Genomic DNA, 25,187 nt, shown 5'->3' with positions numbered 1-25,187 from the left:
CAAAGACAAGCTCACTCAAAAGTAAAAGCAGCTGTTCCAATAGGTCTCAAAAACCTGCTGGAAACAGCTGCTTCTCGTGTTATAACAAGTTCAAAATCGGCTCGTATACTCCGTACAGCAGAATATAAAATGCCGCTCCGAGCGCTGAGCCTATATAAGCTCCGTTCAAACGAATACGCTGCAGATCGGTCTCGACCTTGCTCTCGATGAAATGCACCAGCTTTTGCTCTGTGAAGCTATCAAGTGTCTTGCGTACGATGATTCCGATAATTGCATGCTCGGTTTCAATCATCTTCTGCACAAATTTCTGCACGTATTGCTCCAGCCAGCCCTTCGTTTCCTCGTTCGCTTTGAACCACTCCCAGTATGACATAATGAACTGATTAATCAGCTCCTTAATATCGGATGGATTGACGGAATGTTTCTGCGGCGAGGCTAGCTGCTGCTTCGGTTCGCTGATCAGCAGCTGTCTAAAGTTGCCTAGCAAAGCTTCAATAGAAGGAAGCAACGAGATCTTCTCAATCACTTCATCTCTCCATTCATCAACAGCAGCCGAAACATCCTCGCGGTGCTGCAAATTGTCGGCAAGCTGCAGCACCATTTCCTCCAGTAAAACACGAAGCTCATGCTCAGGATTTCGCAAATCATTAATGAGCAGCTGCAAATCGTCAAACAGCACATTTGTAGCATCGTCGAGATTCAGTGCATTCGTTGATTCAGCGATCTCCACTGCCATTTTTTTGAGCCACTTGGAGAAGATACTGCCTTGATTTACAAACTTTTCCTTCTCCTTGCCAAGCAGCTCACGAATGACAACCTTGGTTTGTTCTTCAGCTGCGCGCGCCGCTGCAAACTCAACGATCTGGCTAACCCAGCTTTGGAAATTGCCTTTAGCCATCACCCATTTGAGCGCTTTGCCCGCATAAGGCGACAAGCTGATCTTGCCTAAGCTTTTCCGTGCTTTCTCATCCAAAATGACGGATAGACCTTTAATATCCAGCTTGGCAAGCAGACCAGCCACCAGCGTCCAGCCTTGCTCAGCGAGCATGCCGTTTGGTCGGCGATCGATCCATGAAATGCCGATCTCTACAAGCGATATTTGCTTTACCTTTTCCTTTAACAAATCTTTGCTGAGCAGCTGCTGCTCGACCATATTCGCGACGCCTTCAATCAGCTTATCGCGATTTCTAGGAATGATCGCTGTATGCGGAATCCACTTCCACCCAAATGGGTGGCGGAACAAAACCGTTACAGCAAATAAATCAGCTAATGCGCCAACGAGCCCCGCTTCGGTCGTGTAGAGCAGCATCCGTGCCCACCACTGGTCTGGGAAGACATATAAGCAGCAAGCCGCAATGACGAACAAGGCGGCAAGCAATATTAAGCTGCGGTTTGCTTTTTTTCTCATAGCCATTTATGCTCGCCCTCCAATCCAAAACGTCGCTAGATGCAGGACTACGCCGATAAGCGCTCCGATACCAATTCCGTTAATCCGAATGTACTGCAAGTCGCGTCCCGCTTTCTCCTTAACCAGCTCGATAAGCTCTTCTTCAGAGAAGCTGTTCAGCTTGTCAGTTACCATTTTGCCGATAAAAGAATGCTTCTGCTCCACCCATTTCAGCAGCGTCGTCTTCACGTATTGATCCAGTCGAGTAAGCAGCTCTGTATTACCCACTACAAATGCTATTCCTTCTTCCACTTTATCCTTGATCCAAGGATAGCGCACTTGCTGGCCTTCTGTATTTGAAGCCGCAGCGAGTCGAATGGACTCCAGTCCCCGCTGGATGAACGCATCGAGCTTAAGCTCATCCTTAACAGATGCCAGAAGCGTTGTTTTCCCCGCTTCTATTCGGCTGCGCAATTGTTCATCCGTACGCAGTCTTGCAACAAATTGCGCAATAAAAGCTTTGATTTCCTTGCGCTGCGGGTGGTCTTCAGCATGAAATTTCTGTAGAAAAGATACCAGCCACTCCTGCAATCGTCCGCTAATATTTGCCGCTTCCAGCCCTGCGGAGAAATCGATCAGCTTCCTTCTAAACTTATCGCCTTCGTAGGAACGAATGGCTGAATCGACGATTTGGCCGACAACAGCACCAAATGGCGCCGATTTCACAATTTTGATAAGCTCCGGAATGATAAACTCAATAATCCGATCATCGTAACCATTTTTGATGGTCCAATCGCCAGCATCGGCAGCAATGTCTGCTACAGGAATCGAATCGGCATGCTCGAGAAGGAAGGTTTGAACGGTTTTGGCCAGTTCCTGCAAATCAATGGTCGTAATTACATCATCCGCAAGCTGCTGCAAAATGTCATTCACACCCTGTTCGCCGCCGTGCTGCTTCAAATATGTGACTAAAACGTCTGCGATATTGTATTCATCAAGCCTCTCCCTAATATTCGGGATGGTTAACAATTCATTTTGAACCATTTGGACAAGCTCGCCAATCAAGCGCTCACGATTTCGAGAAATGATGTTGGTTCCCATCCAGACCGGCCACTTTATTTGCAAAGGATTTCCAAACAATGCGCTAACTGCAAAGGAATCCGCCAGTCCGCCGATCGTTGCAGCGCTAAATAAGGAAAATAACAGGCCGCCAATAAATGTTTCATGAAAGGGAAAAGCCGCCAATATTCCGATCGCTGAGAAAAGAAGCGCGAAATCCGCTTTTTTCTTAATACTGAATTTGTTCATACACAAGCTCCATTCCTGATGATCGTTCCACATTAATTATCCCATATGTATAGGGTGTGAAACAATGGAGTTTCTATAAACAGAGAATTGATCTTTGTAAGGATTAAGCGCTGCTGCTTTTAGGGCTTTTTTTTGGCTTCCGAGACACGAATGAATCGCTCTTAGAAACTTGCCAAATGCCTAAGCAAACAAACGCTCCGCCTACGAGATGAGACCATGAGAAAGGTTCGTTTAAAATGCCGTAGGATAGAAGCACCGTGCTAAGCGGAATGCAGCTTGTGTAGACAGCCGCTGTTCCCGCACTCACTTTGGAAACACCGCGAAACCATAATATATAAGCCAAAGCGGTAACGAAAATACCGTAATAAAACAACAGGCCGATATCGCCAACAGTTACACTGCTGAAATCGTATTGTTTAGCCTCGACAAGCGCAATAGGCAAAAACATGATGAATGAAAACAAGGTTACATAGGTTGTCCCAAGCAGTGAAGAGACATTGCTTGCAGTCATTTTGCGCAGGATCGTAAGCATCGATTCCCCAACAACTGCGCCTAAAATGAGCAAAAGCCCAATATACGAAGCTTTTGATGGAGGTCCAGAGGAAGGAATCAGCCATCCTGGCACCTGAATGCTAACAACACCCAGTATGGAGCAAATGATGCCTATTTTAATCGGATTCGTTAATTTTTCTTTTAAAATCATATATGAAAGGAAAGCAACGACCGCCGGCGTTAAGCTCGTCACAATACCAGCTTCCGTTGCGAGCGCGGTCCGCAGGCCATACAGCATGAATACGCGGAATAAAAACATTCCGAGAAACGCTTGCAGCAGTAAAAATAAAAAATCCTTTCTCCCGACTCGGAGCGAGGATTTGCCGCTTAGCATCAAAATCGGAATTAACAGCAATAAAGCAATGACTAAGCTAATCGCCTGTGACAAAAAAACCGGCATCTGCATCGTCGTTATTTTGCCGGCTACTATGGAGCTTCCGATGAGAATAGCGGCAATGGTCAGCTCAACATACGCAATAATACGAGAATGATTCACATTCAGCAACCCCTCTACTTTTGTTTCATGTATACTGTAGCAAAGGGTCGTTAACTGGTTGTAGTGCCATTAAACAGGCATTTTCAAAGTACCACTTCCAAAGGAGTCTGGATATTTTGTGGCTGTCCATCGATAGACAAGCGAATTTGCCTATGTTTCGCCAGGTTTTCAACTCACTCCAAGGTGCTATTCTCTCGGGTGAGCTGCCTGCTGGCTACAAGCTTCCATCTACTAGAGAGCTTGCCTCGCAGCTTCATGTCTCACGCAACGTGATTTTGGAAGCCTATGAGCTTTTATTGGCTGAAGGATACATAACAGGCCGTTCTGGTGCAGGAACTTATGTCGCTCAAGGAGCCTGCTTGCTTGGCTTCACGAAGGCGTCACCGTTACCATTACCCGCTTCATTAGCAGAATCGACGAACACATCAGAGCTCGATTTCATCTCGTTTCGAACAGGCCTGCCAGCACTGAATCTTTTTCCGACGAAAAAATGGGGCTCTATTTTGCAAAGTGTATGCATGGATTCCTCTATTGCTGAATTAGGTTATGGCGATCCGTCCGGTGATTTGGAATTGCGTCGTCTGCTATCTAAACAGCTGTGGATTTCAAGAGGAGTCGTCAGCAATCCCGAACAAATTATAATTACAAACGGTGCGGTACAGGCGCTTCAGCTGATCGTTAAGCTGCTGCTGAGAGACGGGGAAGATGTTTTAGTCGAAGATCCGTCCAATGTAGATTTAAAGACGATATTAACCTCTACAGGAGCCGCGCTACATGGCGTTCCCGTTGACGATTCCGGCCTATTAACCCACAAGCTTCCCGTAAACCTGCGGCCAAAATGCATCTATGTCACACCTTCTCATCAATTCCCGCTTGGCGGCATTTTACCGATACAAAGGCGGATTGAATTAGTCGAATACGCCCGCCAAAGCGGCAGCTATATCCTCGAAGATGATTATGACAGCGAATTCCGATATGACGGTGCTCCTATCCATTCACTCCAAAGCTTATGTCCTAAGCAGGTTGTCTATATTGGAACCTTCAGCAAAGTCATGTTTCCTTCGCTGCGAATCGGCTATATGATTGTCCCTGAACCGCTAATCGAGTCCTGTCGTCAGCTTAAGCGGCTGTCTGACTATCAAACGCCTATGATTGAGCAGCTCGCTTTGATTCGTTTCATGAACAGCGGATCGCTTAATGCTCATATTTTAAAAATGAAAAAGTTGTACAAAAAGAGACGCCAGCTGCTGCTTGATGCTTTACATGAGCAAATTACACTGCCTTACCACATATGTGGACGAGCAGCTGGTTTGCATTTGGTCGCTCAGTTTGATGCGCAGCTGCCGGAAGATTTAATAAACCGGTTGGAAGCAGCGTCTGTATTTGCGGCCTTGCTGCCGAATAACCGGATGCTGCTTGGATACGGGCATTTGGATGATCAGCAAATTTATGAGGGCGTCCGGCGCATTGGTAAAGCCCTAATGAATTGAATCTCTCCAGCCGAGAAAAGCCGGCAACCCAAAGAAACCAGCTGCACCCGATTATCAGGTACAGCTGGTTTTCTTTGGGCTAACCTCTACTTCGGAGAAAGCACGTACTCGCTTCCGGCGCTCACCGTCCATGATACAAGCCCATCCTTGCTGAATACGTCTTTCACCTCACGGCCATCTTCCCTTACGATGAGCGGAATGCTGCTTTGCACGACGCAGCTATTAGCTGCGCCAGCACGTAGGCGTGCCTCAACAAGCAAACCATTTGACCAGCGGATGTCCACCTCGAAGCCTCCTCTTGCACGGAGACCTGTCACTTCTCCATGAGGCCATGCGTCCGGCAAAGCAGGCAATACATGCAGGCTGCCCGCATGGCATTGAAGCAGCATTTCCGTTATGCCTGCAGCGCCTCCGAAGTTGCCATCGATTTGGAACGGAGGATGATTATCAAACAGATTTGGCAGCGTGGAATGACTTAGTAGATCTTGCACATTCGCATACGCCTTCTCCCCATCCTCGAGCCTTGCCCAGAAATTAATAATCCAAGCTCTACTCCAACCCGTGTGACCGCCGCCGCTTGCAAGCCGTTGATCTAGCGTTACTCTGGCAGCATTTGCCCATTCAGGTGTTCCTCTAACCGTAAAGCGCTTGCCCGGATGCAGGGCGAACAAATGCGAGATATGACGATGTCCCGGCTCCGCTTCCTCGTAATCCTCCATCCATTCTTGAATTTGCCCATGCTTGCCAATTGCAGGCTCCGGCAAACGGGCTCTCATATTGTGCCAAAGCTCCTGCTCCGATGAGTCGATGCCGAGCTTCTTCGCTGCTTCTGCGCAAGCCGTAAACAATTCATATAAAATTTGACTATCCATCGATGCACCGATGCATAACGTACCGGATTGTCCATTTGGCAATAAATAGGTATTCTCAGGAGATACAGAAGGATTCAATACGAGCAGACCATCCTCTGTTTCCGTCAAGAAATCCACAAAAAATTGTGCCGACTCCTTCAAGGTTGGATATATTTGCTCAAGAAAAGCATCATTAAGGCCATATTCATAATGCTCCCACATATGCAGGCAAAGCCACGCCGCACCAAGCGTCCAATACGAGGCTGGCAAATAAATGTCCTGCGGAGCGGTATCGCCCCAAATGTCGGTATTATGATGAGCGACAAAACCTCCACAATCGTACATTGCTCTTGCGGTTATTCTGCCAGGTGCACGCATCCGTTCGATGAGATCAAATAACGGTTCATGGCATTCTGCTAGATTCCCCGCTTCTGCCGGCCAATAATTCATTTGCGTATTAATATTAATCGTATATTTGCTGTCCCATGGCGGCAGCATCTTCTCATTCCAAATGCCTTGCAAATTGGCAGGAAGCGAGCCCGGACGACTGCTTGAAATGAGCAAATAGCGGCCAAATTGATAATATAAGGCCATTAAGCCTACATCGGCGCTGCCTTCTTGAACTAGCTTTAAACGCTCATTTGTAGGTACATCGGCAGCATTCGAATGAGCAGCATCCGTTAAGCGTAGCTGTACCCGCTTTGACAATGAAGTGAAATCTTGAATATGACGCGATTTCAATTCATCATAGCTTATTAAGCCAGCTCGGACTCCTGCATCGACAGCATATGCCTCCGGATCAGCATGACGGAAAGAAGTTGCTGCGGTTAATAGAAGCGTTACGCTATTGGCGCCTTCCACGATGAGATGCTCGCCAATAATTGATACAAAGCCGCCATCCGCAACCGCGCGCAAAGAAGTTCGGAAATCAGATCCGCCTGAACCGCCGCACATGCCGCGCATCACGATCGTATTCTCGTCTGCTTTCACCAGCTCGTCATAGTAGCGATTGCTGCCGCGCAGTAAACGGGCTGTAAAGCTGATGCTTCCCGGTTTATCTGCTGAGAATCTTGTAACTAGCGCTTCATCTGGGAAACTAGCAAATGTCTCACGGGCAAAATGTACTTCTCCTTTAGTAAAGGTTACACTTGCAATACCGTTGGTGATATCGAGAGCTCGGACATAATCTCGTACTTCTTCTTTCGAATCATATCTTATGTTTAGCTCTAAATCTCCAAGCGGCATATAGTGCCTCTGTGTCTCGGGAACGCCAGATAAAGCCATCGCAGATAAATCATGCGCTTCATGCAGTCTTCCCTCTCTCAGAAGCTCACGAATTTTCGGCAGATGTGGCAGCGCATCTGGATTGTTGCGATCACGCGGTCCGCCATACCATACGCTGTCTTCGTTCAGAGCAATCCGCTCACGTCTTATGCCCCCAAATACCATGCCACCGAGCTTGCCATTGCCAACAGGCAGTGCTTCCTCCCAATTGGAGGCAGGCTCCTTATACCATAAGCGCGTTTCTTCAATCTGTGTCATCTTCCATTCCCCTTTTCATTCATCTATTATTTAAGAGAACAATCCATTACTATATTAATAATCCTTCAAAAAACATTGGATGGCGGTGCCGCAGGTGGTTAGAACAAGTGAACAACATGCGTTATCTGAGCTGCTGCAGTCGCTGCAGCTAAAATTGCTTATGGCGCATAAAACGCAAGTCTCTCTCAATTGGGGAGAAACCAATTCTGTTCCCGAGTACAATAAGCTATATTTTATTTGCGAGGGGGAAGGTTGGATTCGCATTGGCAACGACGACTATTATCCTAAACCCGGTCAGCTGTTTCTCACGCCTGCGCATACAAAGATATCGTTCTCCTCTTTAAATCATCGTCCATACTTAAAGTATTGGTGCCATTTCAATATCATGGCAGGTCCCCTTGATCTTTTTCAGTGGATTGGGGTTCCTCTTTGCATCAACATTCAGGATACGAACAGGATGATGCGCTTGTTCCATGAGCTCATCGAATGGCATAAACAAGATTCAATTGTTGCCAGGCTCCGAGAAAAAGCTGTATTGCTAGAAATCATAAGCTGTTTTCTCGAATCCGTTCCGATTCGCGTGCTGCAGCACCGAACCGAGGAGATGAACCGTTTGAACGTCATACAGCAATATGTAGACAGTCGTCTTCATATGAGCATCAGCGTCGATCAAATGGCCGAAGCTGTTCATCTTCATCCCAACTATTTTAGTTCCTATTTCAAAAAACATTTCGGGATGCCTCCGCTTAAATACGTCAGCCGCAAACGAATAGATCGCGCCAAACAGCTCTTAACGACAACTTCTCGCAGTATTAAGGAGGTTGCCGATCAATCTGGATTTAAAGAAACGAATCATTTCACGAAATTTTTCCGTAAAGAAACAAATCTAACCCCAACCGATTATCGAACAGCCTATTCAGAGAAGCGATTGCTTCAAGGCGATGATTCAATTATAAAAGCGCATTCATAATGTGACGATGTAAGAAACTAAGGTATAAGGGTATAATTCTAAGGGTCTGCCTTCTAATGGCGAAAAAAAAAGGACAAGCAGCTGTATCAGTCTGCTTTGTCCTATTTTTTTGCTGCTTAATGATGATAAGAAGAGATCATAGTCCAATCGGCATCCGTTAATTGATTGATTTGCCATACCGCAACACCACGCAGGCCAAACGCTTTCGCTAAACGTATTTTGGCTTCGATGCTTTGCGTATTCTCATACCAAAGCAGATGCGAGCCTCTATCGTCCTTAAACGTAATTTGATTCAAAAAGTACGGCAGCTGCATGACGGATTTGGTATCTGCAGCTGTTAAGCGACTTTCTACAGCAGCGATGGCTGGCGACCGGAAAAACTCTACAGTACCATCTGCCTTTGTAGTCCATTGGTTAGCCTGCTTAGAAATGCCTAGTTTCAGCTTAGCTGCTGGAATATACGAGAGTATATTTCGTACGGAATCACCAACAAGCGTAAGCGGCGCAGACGGCAATCCACTTTCCTCATGCGTAAATTCATAGGCCATCAATATAACTTCATCAGCCAGTTCGCCAATTTGTTTGTAATCATAACCTGCATAATAATAAGAAGGCGGTACAACTGCCGTAAGTGATATTTCACTGCTTAGTTCGGCCTTAATTGCGCGAAGCAGCTCAACGAAAGGCTGCTTATACTCAGCAGGTACCATGCCTTCAAAATCAATAGCCACTCGCTCAAAACCATACAATGGATTAGCAGCTGCCTCGACTACAGAACTCACAAATGCTTTGCGAGCTTCAGCATCGATTATGAAATCACCAAGCTTCTGAAGCGTTGTATTCCCAAAGATCATTAGCGTCTTTGTAGAACCACTCGTTTCTGCCGCTGTCAGACTCTGCTTCCAGTCGCTTGGCGGCGACAAAAGAACGGATGCTTTGCCTGCTCCCTGATAGTCAAGCTTAGCCCAGTCAAAGATAACCTCATCTGCGGCGGCGAATCTATCCAGTTTTTTGTAAGGTCCACCTGCTGCAAAAAAAGCTGATACCTCAAGCTGGCGGCTTTCGCTTTGGGAGCTGATCATCCGATCAACAATGGCCGCTGCCTCACGTCGTGATAACGACTTTTTCGGAAGAAACAAGCCTTTATTGTCCCCTTGCATAATGGAATCCGCGTATGTACGCAGCACGTACGGTGCAAGGTTTTTATCCACTTGATTCATATCGGCAAAAGCGGCTTTCTCGCTAGCTTCCAGCCAGCCTGTATCTAACCATTGCTGTTTCTCATCTGCCGTTTTTCCTTGGAGCAGCGCAAAAGCCGTTAAAGCTGCTACTTCCTCACGCTTAATATTTTGACTCGGATTAAATTTCCCATTTACGATGAGCAAATCCAACCAACCAGCGTCATATGCGGGTTTAATAGAGGCATAAGACCAACGATCCTTGGCTACGTCGGAGAGTCCAGCAGACTTCTCTTTATCTATCACTGGTTTAACGGATTGGACTAGCAGCTTTACGAATGCTTCTCTCGTAAGTTCAGCACTTGGACGAAAGGTTCCATCCTCATATCCAGAAACAACTCCAAGTGCGACTAAACGATAAATAGATTCGGCTGCCCAATCCTTAACAGGTACATCACGATAGGGCTTTAATTGCGCATCATACGCAAACGCCTGCATGGCGTTTCCCAACATAAACATCAGCAGGATTCCAATAATAACGGTTGTTTTCCCCTTGAACCTCACTACATCCTCTCCTTTATGAGCATAGCTCTCACTCTATCGATTATTCGATAGAATCATATCCTATATTCCATAAAAAGTCTAATAGACCCAAGTTTTGGGCGTCGAAATGACCCTATCATTAACCCATTTTTCTTAAAATAGTTTTTAGTCTAGTTAAAAATGGTTATTCATCCAACCTTAAAAAAAGGTATAAACGTACACTAAACCATCAATAGGGAGGTGTCTTTAGTGAGCTGTTTGAATAAAAGAAATCGCTGCAAAAAGATACGTGTAATAGTATGCAAATCAAAAAAAAGAATGAAACGCCGAAATAGAGTTGTTAAAAAAATTGTGAAGGTAACATGTCCTCCTCCTCAAGTGAATGTTACTGCTCCGGCAGGACCAACTGGACCTCAAGGACCCCAGGGTATTCCTGGTTCAGTAGGAGCAACTGGTGCGACTGGCACTAATGGGGCCACTGGAGCCGCTGGCGCAACTGGTACTAATGGGGCCACTGGAGCCGCTGGCGCAACTGGTACTAATGGGATACCTGGTATTACAGGCGCAACTGGGGCGACTGGTACTAATGGGGCCACTGGAGCTACAGGCGCAACTGGCGGAGCCGGAGGAGTATTAAGCTTCGCCGATTTTTTTGCATTGATGCCGCCTGATAATGCAGCAACAGTTGCTGTCGGTGCAGATGTAAGTTTCCCGCAAAATGGTCCTACTAGCGGAACTAACATTACCCGTACTGGTGCTACTACGTTTAACTTAGCTGTAATCGGAACGTATCAGATTTTGTTTCAAGTAAGTGTGACCGAACCGGGGCAGCTCATTTTAACCGTTAATGGCGCTGATCTAGCTTATACAGTAGTTGGCCGAGCGACAGGTACTTCACAAATTGTCGGAATGGCTCTTGTACAAACGACTGTCATTAATTCAATACTCACCGTGCGAAACCCTGCGGGCAATTCCACGGCACTTACGATCACACCTCTCGCTGGAGGAACAAGACCTGTTTCAGCTCATCTTGTTATTACGCAAATCGCATAAGGAAATAGAATGGATCTCATAACAACATCCGAAAATATAAAAAGGCGACTTTACATTCACGATGGAATGAAAGCCGCCTTTTTGATTTTAAATTCACTTCACAACATTAATCGCTGTTAATCTGTGACCTCCACTTAAGAGAAGTCCCTTCATCTATATCAAGGAAGCGAGTTGCTTAATGGCTTCCATTCGGCCCTTGGTTTTCCGTTTGAGCGCCGCCTTTGCCTTGATTCTCGGATGGAGCTTTGTTGCTTTGGTTGTTAGAGTTGCCTCCACCGATACCTTGGTTATTGCCTTGACCTCCGCCAATACCGCCGCCTTTGCCACGGTTTTCTCCTTGGCCTCCGCCAATGCCGCCGCCTTTGCCGCGGTTTTCTCCTTGGCCTCCGCCAAACCCGCCGCCTTTGCCACGGTTTTCTCCTTGGCCTCCGCCAATGCCGCCGCCTTTGCCACGGTTTTCTCCTTGGCCTCCGCCAAATCCGCCGCCTTTGCCTTGGTTCTCACCATAACCTCTGCCTGCACCGCCACCAGCTCCGCCGCCTGCACCGCCACCAGCTCCGCCGCCTGCGCCGCCACCAGCTCCGCCGCCTGCACCGCCGCCTGCTCCGCCACCAGCTCCGCCGCCTGCACCGCCACCAGCTCCGCCGCCTGCACCGCCACCAGCTCCGCCGCCTGCTCCGCCACCAGTTCCGCCGCCTGCGCCGCCACCAGCTCCGCCGCCTGCTCCGCCACCAGCTCCGCCGCCTGCACCGCCACCTGCTCCGCCGCCTGCACCGCCACCTGCTCCGCCTGCTCCATTGCCAGCTCCGTTACCAGCGCCTTTACCGTTGCCGAGTGATTTTGCTTTACCTTTCCATTTTGCTTGCGTTTTTGCCTTCGTTGCTGCTTTCTTCTCCGAATAGGAATAAGAAATCGATTGTAGCGTTTTAGCATCTACGGCGCCTGTTGTAGGCAAGCCATGAGTTTTTTGATAATATTTTACGCCGCGCACTGTAGATGGCCCATATCGACCGTCAATTTTACCAGAATAGCTGCCCAGAGATTTCAGCATGCCTTGAATAACATAGACATCTGGACCCTTAGCATTTTTGCCAATCGCTTGACCAGTATGAGGCATACTGAACATCAATGTGATTGCGAGTAATGCTGCGCCTATGTACCTTGCAGCAAACCTCCCAATCTTATTGTGTTGTTCATCCGAATCAATTTCCTTTTTATGTTGTTGCATGCAAAATACACCATCCTTTTTGATTCTTGAATTTAACTCCCCCCTTACTATCCCCAAATATTTAATTTCATTCCACATTGAATCAATAAAAAAAGCGGATCGCTTATTTGCGCTCCGCTACTCTTCTTCATCCTATTTGAAAATACTTATGCCAAGCCACCGAGCTTGCACGAAATTTGTGATGCAGCTGCCTTTACATACTGGATCACATTAGGAATTTCATTCTCGTTAAGCCGATGGATAGGTCCTGCTGCAGATAAGCTGGCTACGATTCGCTGCTGAGGATCAAAAATAGGGGCAGCAATTGCAAAAGCATCCGTATCCACCTCACCCAAAGTAAAGCAATAACCCGCTTCCCTAATACGATGCATTTCTTGCAAAAGCAATGGTTTGCCGGCATCTTCGCCAAAAAGCTTGCACATCTCTTCAATAACTTTGTCATTTTCATTAGCGAGCAGCGTTTTCCCTGATGCGCCTGAATTAAGCGGCAATATTCTTCCATTTTCAATAGAAAGCCTGATCAAACGTTTACTCGTTACATTTTCGATACAAATGGCTTTGGAACCGGAGCGGACAAAAAGCACCGTCGTTTCATTCGTAAGTGCGGTGAGATCCTCCATAATCGGTCTCGCGATCGTAAGAAGCTCCTTCTCGATTTGCTGCGATAAGCTTCTTGCTAAATCAAAAATACGCAGACCTAAACCAATTTGCCCTCTGCCCTTACGCTCTACGAAACCATTTTTTATAAGTGTTTGAATAAAACGATATGCGGTACTGTCGGGGATGCCTACCTTCTCCGCAATTTCACTAACCGTGAGCGTTGCTCCCGATTCAGCGAGTACGAATAAAATATCGATAGCACGTCCTAATGTTTGAGTTCCATTCATCATTGCACCTCAAAATATTTACAATAGTAGTCAATTATAAGGATCAGTATATCATACCCTTTGTTCTCCGCGTGCTCTGCGCATCGTTGATTTTTCAACTTGCAGCAAAATCGTATTTGTAGATAAAGCTAATAACGATACGAGCAGCGTGCCCCATACCATTTTTGGTACTGAGTTTTGATATAAGCCTTCGAATAAAATACCGCCTAACCCGCCGGCGTTAATCCACGCCGCTATGGTTGCGATACCTATTACCGATACCGATGCTATGCGAATGCCGCCAATAATGACAGGCAGTGCCAGCGGCAGCTCGATATGGACGAACAGCCTCCACTTGCCATAGCCCATTCCTTTGGCTGCTTCAATAATCGAAGGTTCAATCGATTGAAAGCCCGAAATGACATTTCGCACCAATATCAGCTGACTATATACCACTAATGCGATAATCGCCGGCTTGCTGCCGAGGCCAACTAGCGGAATAAGCAAAGCGAACATCCCGAGGCTTGGAATCGCATAGATAATGCCGAGTACGGACAAAATAGGAACGGAAATCCGCCGATGCCTCGACAGCCAATAACCTAATGGCAGCGCAATAACAAGTGCGATAAACAACGAAACAAAGGTGAGATAAATATGCTCCAGCAACGAGGTTAACAAATCATCATAATGGCGGGTTAAATAGTCAATCATGCCTCTCACCTGCCGTTCTGCAGCTTCAATTGCTCAAGCGTAATTTTGCCAATGATTTCATGCTCTTTATTTTCCACAGCCACATACGGTACATTTTGCTGCAGCAGAATTTGAAGCGCCGACTTTAGACTATCACCAGCGGGAATGCGGGGAATATCAGATCCAGCCGGTTCTTCCAGCGCAATCATTTTCTCTTCTGCCCTAATCAAGTGAAGCTGTTGGAACAAATCATCGGCTTGAATCAGTTGCGATACGAAAGCATTATTGGGATTGGACATGATGGCAAGAGGCGTATCATATTGCTGAATCGTCCCTTCGTTCATCACGATCATATGATCGCCGAGCTTCATCGCCTCTTCCACGTCATGCGTCACAAACAATACGGTTTTGCCAAGCTCACGTTGGATTTGCTTAAAATCATCCTGCAGCTTCGTGCGCGTAATCGCGTCAATCGCTCCAAACGGTTCATCCATCAGCAAAATAGCTGGATCACCTGCCATCGCTCTAGCAATCCCTACTCGCTGCTGCTGTCCACCTGACAGCTGCCGCGGATAAAGCTTCTTATAGCTTGCTGGCAAATGAACAAGATCCATTAAATAATCGATTCTCTCTGCTGTTTTTTGCCGTTCCCAGCCCAGTATATTGGGGACCGTTGCTATATTTTGTTCAATCGACAAATGCGGAAACAACCCTACCTGCTGGATTACATAACCGATGCTTCGTCGAAGCTCCGTCACGGGCAAGCTGCGAATGTCTTTGCCAAATATCGAAATCGTTCCTGCGGTCGGTTCAATAATTCGGTTTACCATTTTTAGCAAGGTCGTTTTGCCGCAGCCTGAAGCACCTAGAATCGTAACAAAGGAGCCTTGCGGAATAATAAGGCTCGTTTCATTAACCGAGGGATTCGCAGACTTTGGAAATGTTTTGGACACCTGCTCAAAAATAATGGCCTCTTTGCTCATTTTATATCAACTCCTGTAGGAAGGGGGCTTCCCCAATATGGAGAAACCCCGCTGCATTTAATTATGAATTATTTTTTCAATAAACCTTGCTCTTCCAAAAATGCCTTCGCTACGTCCGCGTATTCTTTTTTGTCGATATCCACTTGCGCGTTCAGCTTCTGAACAGTTGTGTTATCCAGCTTAGCAGAAATTTTGTTCAACACTTTAGCAATTTCAGGGTCCTTCTCGTTCAACTCGCCGCGAAGCACTGGAGCCACGAAGTAAGGAGGCCAAAACTTCTTATCATCCTCAAGCAATACAAGATCCGGATTCGTCAAATCGCCATCAGTCGTGAAGCCAACTGTTACATCCGCTTCGCCATCTAGTGTTACGCGGTATTTGATGCCGTAATCAAACAGCTTGATGCTTTTGAAGTCCATTTTACCGTAGAAAGTATTTAGTCCCTTTAATCCGTCTTCACGCTCTTCAAACTCAGGAACAGCAGCGAGGTTAAGCTCAGGAGCTAATTTCACCAAATCTGATATTTTGTAAAGATTATATTTTTCAGCAATTTTCTTTGTTGTAACAAGACCTTGTGAATCGTTTGCGTTAGTTGGCTCCAACCAAACTAGGTTGAATTTCTCTTTGTAGCCCTTTGCTACAGTATCATATACGGTTTTGGCATCGGAGTTTGGCGGCAATTCCAAAACGTTGATTAAGCCTGTTCCTGTATACTCCGGGTAAAAGTCGATGTCGCCTTTTTTGAGCGCTTCATGGGCAACGAGTGTGCCGCCAAGATTGAGCTTGCGATCTACCTTGTAGCCAGCGTCCTCAAGTGCCAGTGCGTACATCTCGCCCAAAATCAATGATTCCGTAAAGTTTTTCGAGCCGACTTTAATCTTTTCTTTGCCTGAACCTTCCTTAGAAGAACAAGCGCTAATAACGAGTACCACACTTATAATCAACAATGCCAAGCTTACCCATTTCTTTTTCATCTGAATTTTCCCCTTTCATTATACACGCTGATATTTGGTTACTGCTCTTTCAATTCCAGCAAATCCGATCTCCGATAAAATAGCTAGCAGCGCAACCGGCAGCGCCCCGACAAGCAGCAATGAGAATTTGTACATGCCAAGACCGTTAATAATAAACGTTCCCAGTCCGCCTCCTCCGATGAATGCGGCCAATGTTGCACTGGCGATAACTTCTACGGCGGCTGTTTTTAATCCTGACAGCAGCAGCGGAGCAGCTAACGGCAGCTCGATTTTCCGCATAATCATTTTCTCTCCCATACCAAGGCCTGAAGCAGCTTCAATAATCGCTGGCTCAATACCTCTAAAGCCCATGTATGTATTAATGAGAATAGGCGGACAAGCAAGCAGCGTTAATGCAACTAATGCCGGTGCAAAGCCAGTTCCCATGATCGGTAAAATAATGACTAAAACCGCAAGGCTTGGGATGACTCGCAAGGAGTTGAACAGTCCCATAATCGGACCGGTCAGCCACTCTTTCTTGGCACATAATATACCGAGCGGCACACATACGACGAAAGCAATAAGGAGCGCGTAGAAACTTATGCTTAAATGCACCTTGACCGCTTCCAAAAATCTGTCGCTGTTAGCATTCACATAGTCATAAGCTTCGAGGAATACATTCACTCGTTTGTCATCCTCCTTCCCCTTTGTATTATCACTAATCAATAACTTGTTACCACTATTATTAAACTTTATACCCCATTATGTCAATCGGAATTATTAATTTACATCATTTCCTAGCTGGATAAGAGTTTGCAGCAATATGTTTACTCCTGCTTCACAGTCCTCTTGGCTGCTCCATTCAAGTGGATGATGACTGATGCCATCCTTTGAACGTACCAAGATGAGCCCCATTTCCGCTAATTCACTCATGACCACCGCATCATGACCTGCGCCGCAAATCATATACTCCGCAGGCAAACCCGCATCCTCACAGCTATCTGTAATCACTTTTGTAATATACTCCGACGTTTTTACAGGCACAGCAGCATCTAAGGTCCGGATAGCGCAGGTCAGCCCTCTTGCTGCAGTAAGGCGTGACAACTCGACTTTTATCGCAGCCTCCAGCTTATTGAGCGACTCCAAGGATTCATGCCGAACATCGAGTGTAAACACCGCTTCACCCGGAATTACGTTGATTGCAGCTGGCGCAAGCTTAAACGTCCCTATTGTTACGACGCCCCCATGCTTCACTGCGATTTGCTCCACAGCAAGAACAACTTCTGCTGCGGCAGGCATCGGGTCCTGTCTTAACTTCATGGGCGTTGTTCCCGCATGGTCCGCTCGTCCATGAATGGTCACTTCGAACCAGCGATGTCCATAAATCGCTGTTGCAATGCCAATTGCTGTATTCAGCTCTTCCAGAACTCGTCCTTGCTCAATATGAAGCTCAACATAGGCATGAATGGATTCTGAGCTGCGACTTGCAAGAGCTGCTTGATCAGGGTACAAGCCGCCATGCTCCATCGCTTCGCGCAGCGATATGCCGGAAGAATCAGTAAAATCCAGCCATTTTTCATCCCAAGTATTTGCCATCGCACGGCTTCCCAAATAGCCGGCTCCAAAGCGAACGCCCTCTTCGTCCGTAAAGCAAATAACCTCGAAAGGTCTATAATGCCTGATTGACTGCTCTTTAATCGTTCGCAAAACCTCAATACCGCCAAGTACACCAAGCGCTCCATCGAATTGGCCTGCTTGAATGACCGTATCGATATGAGAGCCCGTCACTACAGCTCCTGTCCGCTGCTCCTCCCCCTCCAATCGCCCAATCAGGTTGCCCGCTTCATCCTGCCTGACTTCTAGTCCCGCTGCTTTCATTTCACTGATAATAAATTGCCTCGCTATTAATTCCTCATTGCTGAGCGATAGCCGTGTTACACCGCCGCTTGGATCTGCGCCGATTAAACCTAAAGCTTGAATCGAATCCCATAACCGTTTGCCGTTGACCTGCACATGCTGAGTCTTAGCCATCATGCCACCCGCTTAAATCCTCCTTATCAAAATAAAGCAATGCGGCGGCTAAAGCCTGCGTTCCCGCAGCAATATCATCCTCATCGGTCCATTCCTCGGGACAATGGCTTCTGCCATCCTTGCTAGGAACAAAGATCATGCCGATTGGCGCAATACGCGCGAGCTGGTTCGCATCATGTCCCGCCCCGCTTGCAAGGTGAATAGCTGGAGCAACAGAAGCACAGGCTGCAAGCACTCCACCCAGCACAGACTTTTTGACCATGACGGAATCTGACTTCGACAGCAGCTCAAGCGACAAACGAAGGCCTCGCCTTGCAGCAATCTGGATCGTCTCCGCTGCAAAAGCGGCGTACACCGCGTCAGCCACCGTATGATCTAGTGAGCGGATTTCAAGATCAAACCGAACGAGGCCGGGCACGACATTGGATGCATTCGGCTCATTCGACACTTTGCCGATCGTCCCTACGGCTACGCTCGCATGATCGTTGCAGTGACGTTCAAATGCTAAACCAATCTCGCAAAAGCCTGCCAGCGCATCGTTCCGAAGCGTCATTGGCGTCGTCCCTGCATGATTTGGCGCACCTTTGAGCGTGACACGATAGCGATGAATACCTACGATACCAAGCACCGCCCCAAGTTGATGGCCTGATTGCTCCAGCACCGGACCTTGCTCGATATGAAGCTCAAGGTAGAGCGCTACATCCCCCAGCTGCCTCGCCTCACTTGTCAGGCGTTCGACATTTCCGCCTTGTTGATTAATCGCATCGCTCAGCTTCAGCCCAGTATCGTCGCGAAGCTCCAGCATCGCTTCAGACAAATTGCCGACCATCCCCCTGCTCCCAATCGTGGAGATGCCAAACTCACTAGGCTCCTCTGCCGTGAAATCGACAATTTGCAGCGGATGCCGAAGCTGCGTTCCTGATTGTTGAAGTAAACGGGCAATTTCTATGCCGGCCAGCACTCCTATGATTCCATCGAACCGCCCGCCGCCAGTAACGGTATCTGTATGGGAGCCAATCATGATAGGCGCTAAATTCGGATCGCTGCCAGGCAAGCTGCCTATCAAATTTGAAGCTGCATCCAGCGAAACAGACAGGCCCGCTTCCTCCATTTTCTCGGTCAGCCAGCGCCTGCCGTCAGCATACTGCTTCGTAAATGGACGTCGCGTCCAGCCGGGTTTAGATGGATCAACAAACATCGATAGATGTTCAATATCAGACATCATTCGAGATACACTTGGCACCAGTCTATCCATTTTGCTACCCATCCCATTCACTCCTCTCTCGCAAATTGATTAAGCAAGATGCTCTGCTTTAATAAATTCGCCATGACCCGCCTTGCCGGTAACAGCTCCCGCTTCATACACAAGCGTTCCCCTTACGAGCGTGTGCGTTACTTTTCCTTGCATACTCATTCCGTTATAAGCACTCCAGCCAGCACTTGATTGAAGCTCACACTCATCTAGCGTCCAAGCTGCAGCAGGATCGATAATCGCGATATCCGCATCGTAACCTTCAGTTAATCTGCCTTTGCGATGACCAAGCCCAAATACGTCAGCAGGCCTTTGACTGATCAGCCTGACCAAATCGGTAAGCGCCAATTTTCCTTTCGCCACTCCCTCGCTGTAAATAATCGGAAGCAAATGTTCCACTCCGGGAGCACCTGAAGCATTATTAAAAATATCTGCGTCTGATTTACGCCCAATTAGCCACGGAGCATGATCGGAAGTAATCATATCGATCGATCCGGTTTTCAATAATTCCCATAAATCCTCTTTGTCCTGCTTCGTGCGAAGCGGTGGATTGATTTTACCTTTCGCCTGCAAACGCGGCATATCTTCTACACTTAGCGTCAAATAATGGGTACAGGTTTCCGCAGTGACTTTCGCTCCGATTGAACGGAAATAGTCCACCAATTGAAAAATACGCGGATACGTACAATGATATAAATGCAGTTTGACTCCTGTCTCATAAGCAAGCTCCATAGCGGTCAGCGCTGCTGCTGATTCACTTACTTTCGGCCTGCTCCAGCCATGCGAACGTGGATCTGCACCTTGGGAGCGATATTTATCAATATATCTGCGAACGATCTCATCGTTTTCGGCATGCACGCCAACCGGACAACCTGTTTCAGCAATGACCGCAAACGAATCAAGCAATTGTCCGTCATCTATTCGCGGAAAGCGGAAGGAATCCGTATTAAACATCGATACTTTAAAGCCGCAAGCACCTGCCTCGGCAAGCTGGCGGATATGGTCATAACCGTCTTGCTTATGAATCGTAACAAGCATCGCCATATCAACGATGGATTGCTGTTCCAGCTGTTGTTTTTTTTCCTTGAATGCAGGAAGTGTACAGATCATCCCCATCGCATCATAAGGCATTTCAATAATCGTCGTTACGCCTCCGGCAGCTGCAGCCGCACTCGCTGTGTAAAACCCTTCGTCAAGCGAGCTGTAACAATGGACATGAGCGTCGACTGCACCAGGCAGCACATAGCTGCCTTCGGCATTAATCTTTTCTGTTGCGGCAGCCATGTCCGCGTCGTCTCTATGACCAATACGAACAATTTTACCGTCCTTGATTCCAACTGCGGAATGGTATGCGACGCCCTCTGGAAGTACGAGATTTCCATAAATGACGAGATCATAGCTGTTATTCACCATTTGCTCCTCCTTCCAATTGAATGCCGCTGCGAATAAGCTCATGCATAGCAGAAATATCTGGGGTTAGCGGACGATCTTCCGTCAACATAGGCACTGCACTGCGAATTTGTGAATAAACAGCGGCCGAGCCTCTGCCTAATTCAGATTGTATACCGCGTAAATCAATGGCTTGGGCTGCATGCAGCGCTTCCATCCCTATAATGTAGGTTAAGCGATCGATGATATCTTCGAGCTTACGAATGACGAGTGGTGTATTGTTTGCATGATCCTCCATATCGCCTGCCAGCGATAAATAATCAGCAGATACCGGATTAGACAGCAAGCGGATTTCCGCATCAAGGGAGGTATATGTTTTTTGAAGCGTTCCGAATGCGATAGACTCTGGATTTGGGGCTAGAAACCTCTCCAGACCCGTAAAGGATGGCGTTCCGAGCTTAAGTGATCTGTAGCAGCTTATTTTGGATACATGACTTAGCGCTATCGCTACCATCTCAAACGCCACGGTCCATGAGGTTACGTCAAAGTTTGAGGAGGGCACTACTCTTCTTTCATCTATTAATATACAAGGATTATCATCAGATCCGTTTAATTGAATGAGCAGCAGCCTTGTCGCATAAGCAAGCGCATCACGAGCTGCGCCATGTACATGGCAAGCACTGCGAAAGCTGAGCGGATCTTGAATTTTATCGTTTTTACTTGACTGCTGCAGCGTTCCGCCTTGCAAATAACTTCTCACATTTGCCGCGCTTGCTGCAGCTCCCTCGAATGGCCTTACCTCAAATAACGCCGGATCAAGCGGATTCATGCATCCCCGAAGCGCTTCAAGCGACAATGCAAAAATAGCATCTGCCGTACCGAGCAGCTTTAAAGCCGCTGCTGCTGCCAGAGCACCTGTGCCCGCGGACAGCGCATTGGAGCTTACAATTGCCAAGGCATCCTTTGGCCCCAGCTTCACAGGAGTAATCCCCTCCGCTTGAAAAGCCGTTTCCGCGCTCATCATTTGGCCTTTGTAATTCACATTTCCTTCTCCCATCATCGTTAAGCCGATATGTGACAAAACCGAGATGTCGCCTGCGCCAACAGATCCTCGAAGCGGAATGATCGGATGGATAGCTGCGTTAAGCAAATCCTGATACATGAGTACGACCGCAGGCTGCACACCTGTACAACCAATAAGCAATGAATTCAGCCTGGCAACGAGCACGGCCCGCACCTGCTGCTCAGAAGCAGCAGGCGCAATAGCCGCCGAATGGGAATAAATAAGATTGCGGTTAAACTGTTCATACATCTCCGTTGTAATGGTTCGATCTTTATTAAGACCTACGCCGCGGTTTAGCCCATAGATCGGAATGCCTTCTGCAGCAAGCTCATGAATGAGAACATGAGCCTCCTCTACTCGCTTTAATGCATGCTGCGAGCACTCCACGCGATAACCTTCCGATGCAATTAGCTCAAGCTCGCGAATCGTGAGCGTATTGCCATCAAGCGTAACCACTCGTTCGGACGACTGTGTATCCTCCAAACCGATACCATCTATAACTTCATTCATAATAGGCACCTTCTTAGTAGATATCGATAAATTAGATTGATCGTGCTAGACAATACCCTTCAAGCCATATTCAGCAAGCGGTATGCCAAGCGCCTTCTCCACCTCTGGATATACGGTAGGGTCCTTCACGCTGGAGCTCAGAGGCACATATTGCTTATCGATTGCAAACAATGCGATCTCCATGCCTTCCTTCACGCCGCCTACGCTGATCGGCAGACCTGTTGCTGCTTCAAAGGTTGTAATGACATCCGGATAAGTTGTAAGTCGTTTACCGTCAGCATCATCCACTGCCATATATTCATTCATGACATGCATCGTCAGTTGACCACCTGATCCGTCCGCCATTGTAATGGTGCCAATATCGAAAGCGCCTGAATAATGAACGTCCTTTTTCAAAACGACACCACGGCCGATGATCTGTCCATTTGTTTTGCTGCAAACCGTTTCCATAATCGCTTCCGCGCCGTTCGGCTCAGCCTCGATCATCGCATAACCTAGATCAAGCGCTAACGAAATGCCTCCAATTGCTGCATGCTCCTTCACATAAGATGCTGGAATCGGATGGCGAGCAGAAGCGATAAATCCTCCCGACATATCTGCAGCTGTCCGCAAAATATTCGATGTCTTAGCTGGCGTACCTTTTACAACGAGCTCCAAATAAGAACCCGTATCTCTGCGTCCGCCAACAACGACCTGAATCGTTTCATAATCGGTGCGGGAAGCAAGGCCCATCGAACCCATCTTGCCTGTTGGATGCGCACGAATATCACCAGTCGCATCAACGACAACCAGACCGAGCGCCGCAGCTGGAAGCCAGCCATTAATAGTGCTCGACATACCGTTTTGCGGTGTCATAACCCCCACAACCTTGCCGTCATAGTTGTCCATCAGAAGTTGAACAGCCTTAATATAATCAATGCCCCACATTTCCCAGTCATTGCCTGCTGGTGCGCCAATCGCCGTCGCTGTCACAATAATGGCATCATCAGGCAGCTCATCAACCGAAACCAGCTTTGGTCTAGCAATGCCTACTGCTGCTCCGCCAATCTCAAGGCCATGATCAACCCAGCCCCCGCCTCCGGATGCGAATACTGCCCCTCCTCTTACTGCTGCTTTTACATCCTCTATCGTTAATTCACGCATCATGCATTCTCCTTCCGATTCGTATCAATTCGACGTATTCGCTTTTTGCTTACTTCATCCAGCGCTTCCTCATAACCAGCGTCAGCATATCGAAGTACGCCAAGGCCTGTGTCATTGTCTAGCGTCGTTTTTAATCGAAGTTCTGCATCGGATGTGCCATCTGCAACGAGCGTGACACCCGCGCTTGTCATATATCCGCTGTAGCCGCCCCCTCCGGAGTGTATCGCTACAAGATCAGCCATCGATGAACAGTTAATCATCGCATTAAGCAGCGGCCAATCCGATATTGCATCGCTGCCATCCTTCATGTTCTCCGTCATAATATTCGGGTGAGCCATTGATCCCGCATCGAGGTGATCACGCGAGAAGGCAATGGGACCGCTCAGCTCGCCAGCTTGAACCATGGCATTAACCGCTAGTGCCAGCTTCGTCCGATCGCCATGACCGAACCAGCCAATGCGTGCTGGCAAACCCTCGACCGGAACATACTGATTCGCTAAGCGAATCCAGTTGACTACAACCTCGTTATCGCTGAAATGCTCCAATATATATTGATCTATCTTGCGAATATCACTAACCTCCCCGCTCAAAGCGACCCAGCGGAACGGCCCAATCGCACGAGAAAACAACGGTCTTAGAAACGCTTCGGTAAACACAGGAATATCAAAAGCATTTGTAACGCCATTTTGTACTGCCTGCGAACGAATATTGTTGCCATTGTCAAAAACGACAGCACCTCTGCGCTGGAACTCCAGCATCGCCTCAACTTCTAATGCGATAGAAGCTCTTGCATCCGCTTGAAGCTGATCCGGTTTGGTTTTGCGCAGCTCAGCAACCTTATCTAAACTGTAGCCTGAAGGGATATAACCGTACATGAGATCATGCGCCGACGTTTGATCGGTTACAACGTCAGGCTGAATGCCTCTGCGAATCAGCTCAGGATAAATATCGGCTGCGTTGCCAAGAAGGCCGACTGACAAGCTCTCCTTATTCGCACAAGCTGCTTGAATCCATTCCAAAGCCTCATCCAAGCTTGCCGTTTTTTTCTGCAAATAACCGACCTCGATACGTTTGTCGATTCTAGCCTCGGACACTTCTACGCATAAAATAACGGCACCCGCCATCGTTCCTGCAAGCGGCTGTGCGCCGCCCATCCCTCCGAGACCGGCTGTCAAAATAAACTTCCCAGCCAGATTGCCGTCGTAATGCATTCTAGCTATCGATTGAAAAATCTCATAGGTTCCTTGTATGACGCCTTGTGAACCGATATATTGCCAAGCTGCCGCGGTCAAACCGCCCCAAACGATTAATCCCTGCTCTTGATATTTATAGAAATTGTCGCTCGTTGCCCATTTGCCAACAATGTTGCAATTCGCCATTACAACAATTGGAGCGTACTTATGTGTTCTCATAATACCGATAGGCTTGCCTGATTGAATGACCAGCGTCTCATCTTCCTCTAATGATTTGAGCGTGCTGACAATTGCATGATAGGAGTCCCAATTACGCGCCGCTTTCGCAAGGGCAGCATAGACAGTAAGCTCTTGTTGGTTTTCGCCATTTTCAAGAACATTCTCAAGCATTCGCAGCAGCGCCTCCTGCCTCCAGCCTTTGCAACGCAGTTCAACGCCTCTGGCAGCCACAATTCGATCCATATCCGATTCTCCTTATTATCATTATTCAATAATTAGTTTCTATTAATCAATAAA

Annotated in this window: 20 protein-coding genes; 3 read left to right on the top strand and 17 right to left on the bottom strand. The window is 47.5% G+C overall.

The window, feature by feature from the left end; translation table 11 throughout:
- Positions 1-79 precede the first annotated feature (79 nt).
- From BK120_RS20840 to BK120_RS20830, 3 genes are all read right to left on the bottom strand, one after another.
- Positions 80-1,414, bottom strand: coding sequence for a DUF445 domain-containing protein (locus BK120_RS20840; RefSeq protein ID WP_076269431.1), 1,335 nt, complete (start codon positions 1,412-1,414; stop codon positions 80-82).
- Positions 1,415-2,695: a DUF445 domain-containing protein gene (locus BK120_RS20835; protein WP_076269430.1), complete on the bottom strand. Its 1,281-nt coding sequence runs from the start codon at positions 2,693-2,695 to the stop codon at positions 1,415-1,417. It lies immediately after the preceding gene.
- A 103-nt stretch (positions 2,696-2,798) separates the two neighbouring features.
- Positions 2,799-3,743, bottom strand: coding sequence for a DMT family transporter (locus BK120_RS20830; protein ID WP_076269429.1), 945 nt, complete (start codon positions 3,741-3,743; stop codon positions 2,799-2,801).
- Positions 3,744-3,859: 116 nt separating this feature from the next.
- Between BK120_RS20830 and pdxR the strand changes: the two genes are divergently transcribed.
- Positions 3,860-5,233, top strand: a complete 1,374-nt coding sequence (pdxR, locus tag BK120_RS20825) for a MocR-like pyridoxine biosynthesis transcription factor PdxR (RefSeq protein ID WP_076269428.1) — start codon at positions 3,860-3,862, stop codon at positions 5,231-5,233.
- Positions 5,234-5,319: 86 nt separating this feature from the next.
- On the opposite strand, the gene BK120_RS20820 is transcribed toward pdxR, so the two are convergent.
- A complete protein-coding gene (locus BK120_RS20820; protein ID WP_076269427.1) occupies positions 5,320-7,626 on the bottom strand; it encodes a glycoside hydrolase family 95 protein in 2,307 nt (768 codons plus the stop codon).
- A 94-nt stretch (positions 7,627-7,720) separates the two neighbouring features.
- On the opposite strand from BK120_RS20820, the gene BK120_RS20815 reads away from it, so the two are divergent.
- Complete coding sequence (locus BK120_RS20815) at positions 7,721-8,596, top strand: helix-turn-helix domain-containing protein (protein WP_076269426.1); 876 nt, start codon at positions 7,721-7,723, stop codon at positions 8,594-8,596.
- Positions 8,597-8,712: 116 nt separating this feature from the next.
- Here BK120_RS20815 and BK120_RS20810 read toward each other — a convergent pair whose 3' ends face one another.
- Positions 8,713-10,338, bottom strand: coding sequence for an S-layer homology domain-containing protein (locus tag BK120_RS20810; RefSeq protein ID WP_083682260.1), 1,626 nt, complete (start codon positions 10,336-10,338; stop codon positions 8,713-8,715).
- 330 nt (positions 10,339-10,668) lie between these two features.
- On the opposite strand from BK120_RS20810, the gene BK120_RS36050 reads away from it, so the two are divergent.
- A complete protein-coding gene (locus tag BK120_RS36050) occupies positions 10,669-11,370 on the top strand; it encodes a collagen-like protein (protein WP_256710980.1) in 702 nt (233 codons plus the stop codon).
- A 175-nt stretch (positions 11,371-11,545) separates the two neighbouring features.
- On the opposite strand, the gene BK120_RS20800 is transcribed toward BK120_RS36050, so the two are convergent.
- The 12 genes from BK120_RS20800 to BK120_RS20745 form a co-directional block, all read right to left on the bottom strand.
- Complete coding sequence (locus BK120_RS20800; RefSeq protein ID WP_076269424.1) at positions 11,546-12,598, bottom strand: peptidoglycan-binding domain-containing protein; 1,053 nt, start codon at positions 12,596-12,598, stop codon at positions 11,546-11,548.
- Between the two features lie 146 nt (positions 12,599-12,744).
- Positions 12,745-13,488 (bottom strand): IclR family transcriptional regulator, encoded by a 744-nt coding sequence (locus BK120_RS20795; RefSeq protein WP_256710970.1) that lies wholly within the window; start codon positions 13,486-13,488, stop codon positions 12,745-12,747.
- Between the two features lie 48 nt (positions 13,489-13,536).
- Entirely contained in the window at positions 13,537-14,175 is a 639-nt protein-coding gene (locus BK120_RS20790; RefSeq protein WP_076269422.1) for an ABC transporter permease, read from the bottom strand.
- Between the two features lie 5 nt (positions 14,176-14,180).
- The gene (locus BK120_RS20785) at positions 14,181-15,137 is read right to left on the bottom strand and encodes an ABC transporter ATP-binding protein (RefSeq protein WP_076269421.1); all 957 of its coding nucleotides are present in this window, start codon (positions 15,135-15,137) and stop codon (positions 14,181-14,183) included.
- Positions 15,138-15,205: 68 nt separating this feature from the next.
- The gene (locus BK120_RS20780) at positions 15,206-16,111 is read right to left on the bottom strand and encodes an ABC transporter substrate-binding protein (RefSeq protein WP_076269420.1); all 906 of its coding nucleotides are present in this window, start codon (positions 16,109-16,111) and stop codon (positions 15,206-15,208) included.
- Between the two features lie 18 nt (positions 16,112-16,129).
- Positions 16,130-16,774, bottom strand: a complete 645-nt coding sequence (locus BK120_RS20775; protein WP_076269419.1) for an ABC transporter permease — start codon at positions 16,772-16,774, stop codon at positions 16,130-16,132.
- 96 nt (positions 16,775-16,870) lie between these two features.
- Entirely contained in the window at positions 16,871-18,124 is a 1,254-nt protein-coding gene (locus BK120_RS20770; protein WP_083682256.1) for a Zn-dependent hydrolase, read from the bottom strand.
- Positions 18,114-19,388, bottom strand: coding sequence for a Zn-dependent hydrolase (locus BK120_RS20765; protein WP_076269418.1), 1,275 nt, complete (start codon positions 19,386-19,388; stop codon positions 18,114-18,116). The genes BK120_RS20770 and BK120_RS20765 overlap by 11 nt, the downstream gene beginning before the upstream one ends.
- A 27-nt stretch (positions 19,389-19,415) precedes the next feature.
- Positions 19,416-20,786 (bottom strand): dihydroorotase, encoded by a 1,371-nt coding sequence (locus BK120_RS20760; protein WP_076269417.1) that lies wholly within the window; start codon positions 20,784-20,786, stop codon positions 19,416-19,418.
- On the bottom strand, positions 20,776-22,335 hold the full coding sequence (locus BK120_RS20755) for an HAL/PAL/TAL family ammonia-lyase (RefSeq protein WP_076269416.1): 1,560 nt from the start codon (positions 22,333-22,335) through the stop codon (positions 20,776-20,778). Before BK120_RS20755 ends, BK120_RS20760 begins: the two co-directional genes overlap by 11 nt.
- Before the next feature lie 45 nt (positions 22,336-22,380).
- The gene (locus tag BK120_RS20750) at positions 22,381-23,481 is read right to left on the bottom strand and encodes a thiohydantoin desulfurase (RefSeq protein ID WP_076269415.1); all 1,101 of its coding nucleotides are present in this window, start codon (positions 23,479-23,481) and stop codon (positions 22,381-22,383) included.
- Positions 23,478-25,133 carry a thiourocanate hydratase gene (locus BK120_RS20745; protein WP_076269414.1) on the bottom strand — a complete coding sequence of 552 codons (1,656 nt, stop codon included), beginning with the start codon at positions 25,131-25,133 and terminating at the stop codon, positions 23,478-23,480. Before BK120_RS20745 ends, BK120_RS20750 begins: the two co-directional genes overlap by 4 nt.
- Positions 25,134-25,187: the final 54 nt, after the last annotated feature.

Origin of the sequence: Paenibacillus sp. FSL A5-0031 (assembly GCF_001956295.1) — a bacterium.
Taxonomy (GTDB): Bacteria; Bacillota; Bacilli; order Paenibacillales; family Paenibacillaceae; genus Pristimantibacillus.
This window is presented reverse-complemented; position numbering and strand designations above follow the sequence as displayed.

Excerpts from the sequence above, each read along its gene's own strand:
- BK120_RS20750 (WP_076269415.1), bottom strand. The coding sequence starts at position 23,481 with ATGATGCGTGAATTAACGATAGAGGATGTAAAAGCAGCAGTAAGAGGA.
- BK120_RS20795 (WP_256710970.1), bottom strand. The coding sequence starts at position 13,488 with ATGATGAATGGAACTCAAACATTAGGACGTGCTATCGATATTTTATTC.
- BK120_RS20745 (WP_076269414.1), bottom strand. The coding sequence starts at position 25,133 with ATGGATCGAATTGTGGCTGCCAGAGGCGTTGAACTGCGTTGCAAAGGC.
- BK120_RS20770 (WP_083682256.1), bottom strand. The coding sequence starts at position 18,124 with ATGATGGCTAAGACTCAGCATGTGCAGGTCAACGGCAAACGGTTATGG.
- BK120_RS20800 (WP_076269424.1), bottom strand. The coding sequence starts at position 12,598 with ATGCAACAACATAAAAAGGAAATTGATTCGGATGAACAACACAATAAG.
- BK120_RS20755 (WP_076269416.1), bottom strand. The coding sequence starts at position 22,335 with ATGAATGAAGTTATAGATGGTATCGGTTTGGAGGATACACAGTCGTCC.
- BK120_RS20785 (WP_076269421.1), bottom strand. The coding sequence starts at position 15,137 with ATGAGCAAAGAGGCCATTATTTTTGAGCAGGTGTCCAAAACATTTCCA.
- BK120_RS20835 (WP_076269430.1), bottom strand. The coding sequence starts at position 2,695 with ATGAACAAATTCAGTATTAAGAAAAAAGCGGATTTCGCGCTTCTTTTC.
- BK120_RS20765 (WP_076269418.1), bottom strand. The coding sequence starts at position 19,388 with ATGGGTAGCAAAATGGATAGACTGGTGCCAAGTGTATCTCGAATGATG.
- BK120_RS20790 (WP_076269422.1), bottom strand. The coding sequence starts at position 14,175 with ATGATTGACTATTTAACCCGCCATTATGATGATTTGTTAACCTCGTTG.
- BK120_RS20760 (WP_076269417.1), bottom strand. The coding sequence starts at position 20,786 with ATGGTGAATAACAGCTATGATCTCGTCATTTATGGAAATCTCGTACTT.
- BK120_RS20840 (WP_076269431.1), bottom strand. The coding sequence starts at position 1,414 with ATGGCTATGAGAAAAAAAGCAAACCGCAGCTTAATATTGCTTGCCGCC.
- BK120_RS20780 (WP_076269420.1), bottom strand. The coding sequence starts at position 16,111 with ATGAAAAAGAAATGGGTAAGCTTGGCATTGTTGATTATAAGTGTGGTA.
- BK120_RS20820 (WP_076269427.1), bottom strand. The coding sequence starts at position 7,626 with ATGACACAGATTGAAGAAACGCGCTTATGGTATAAGGAGCCTGCCTCC.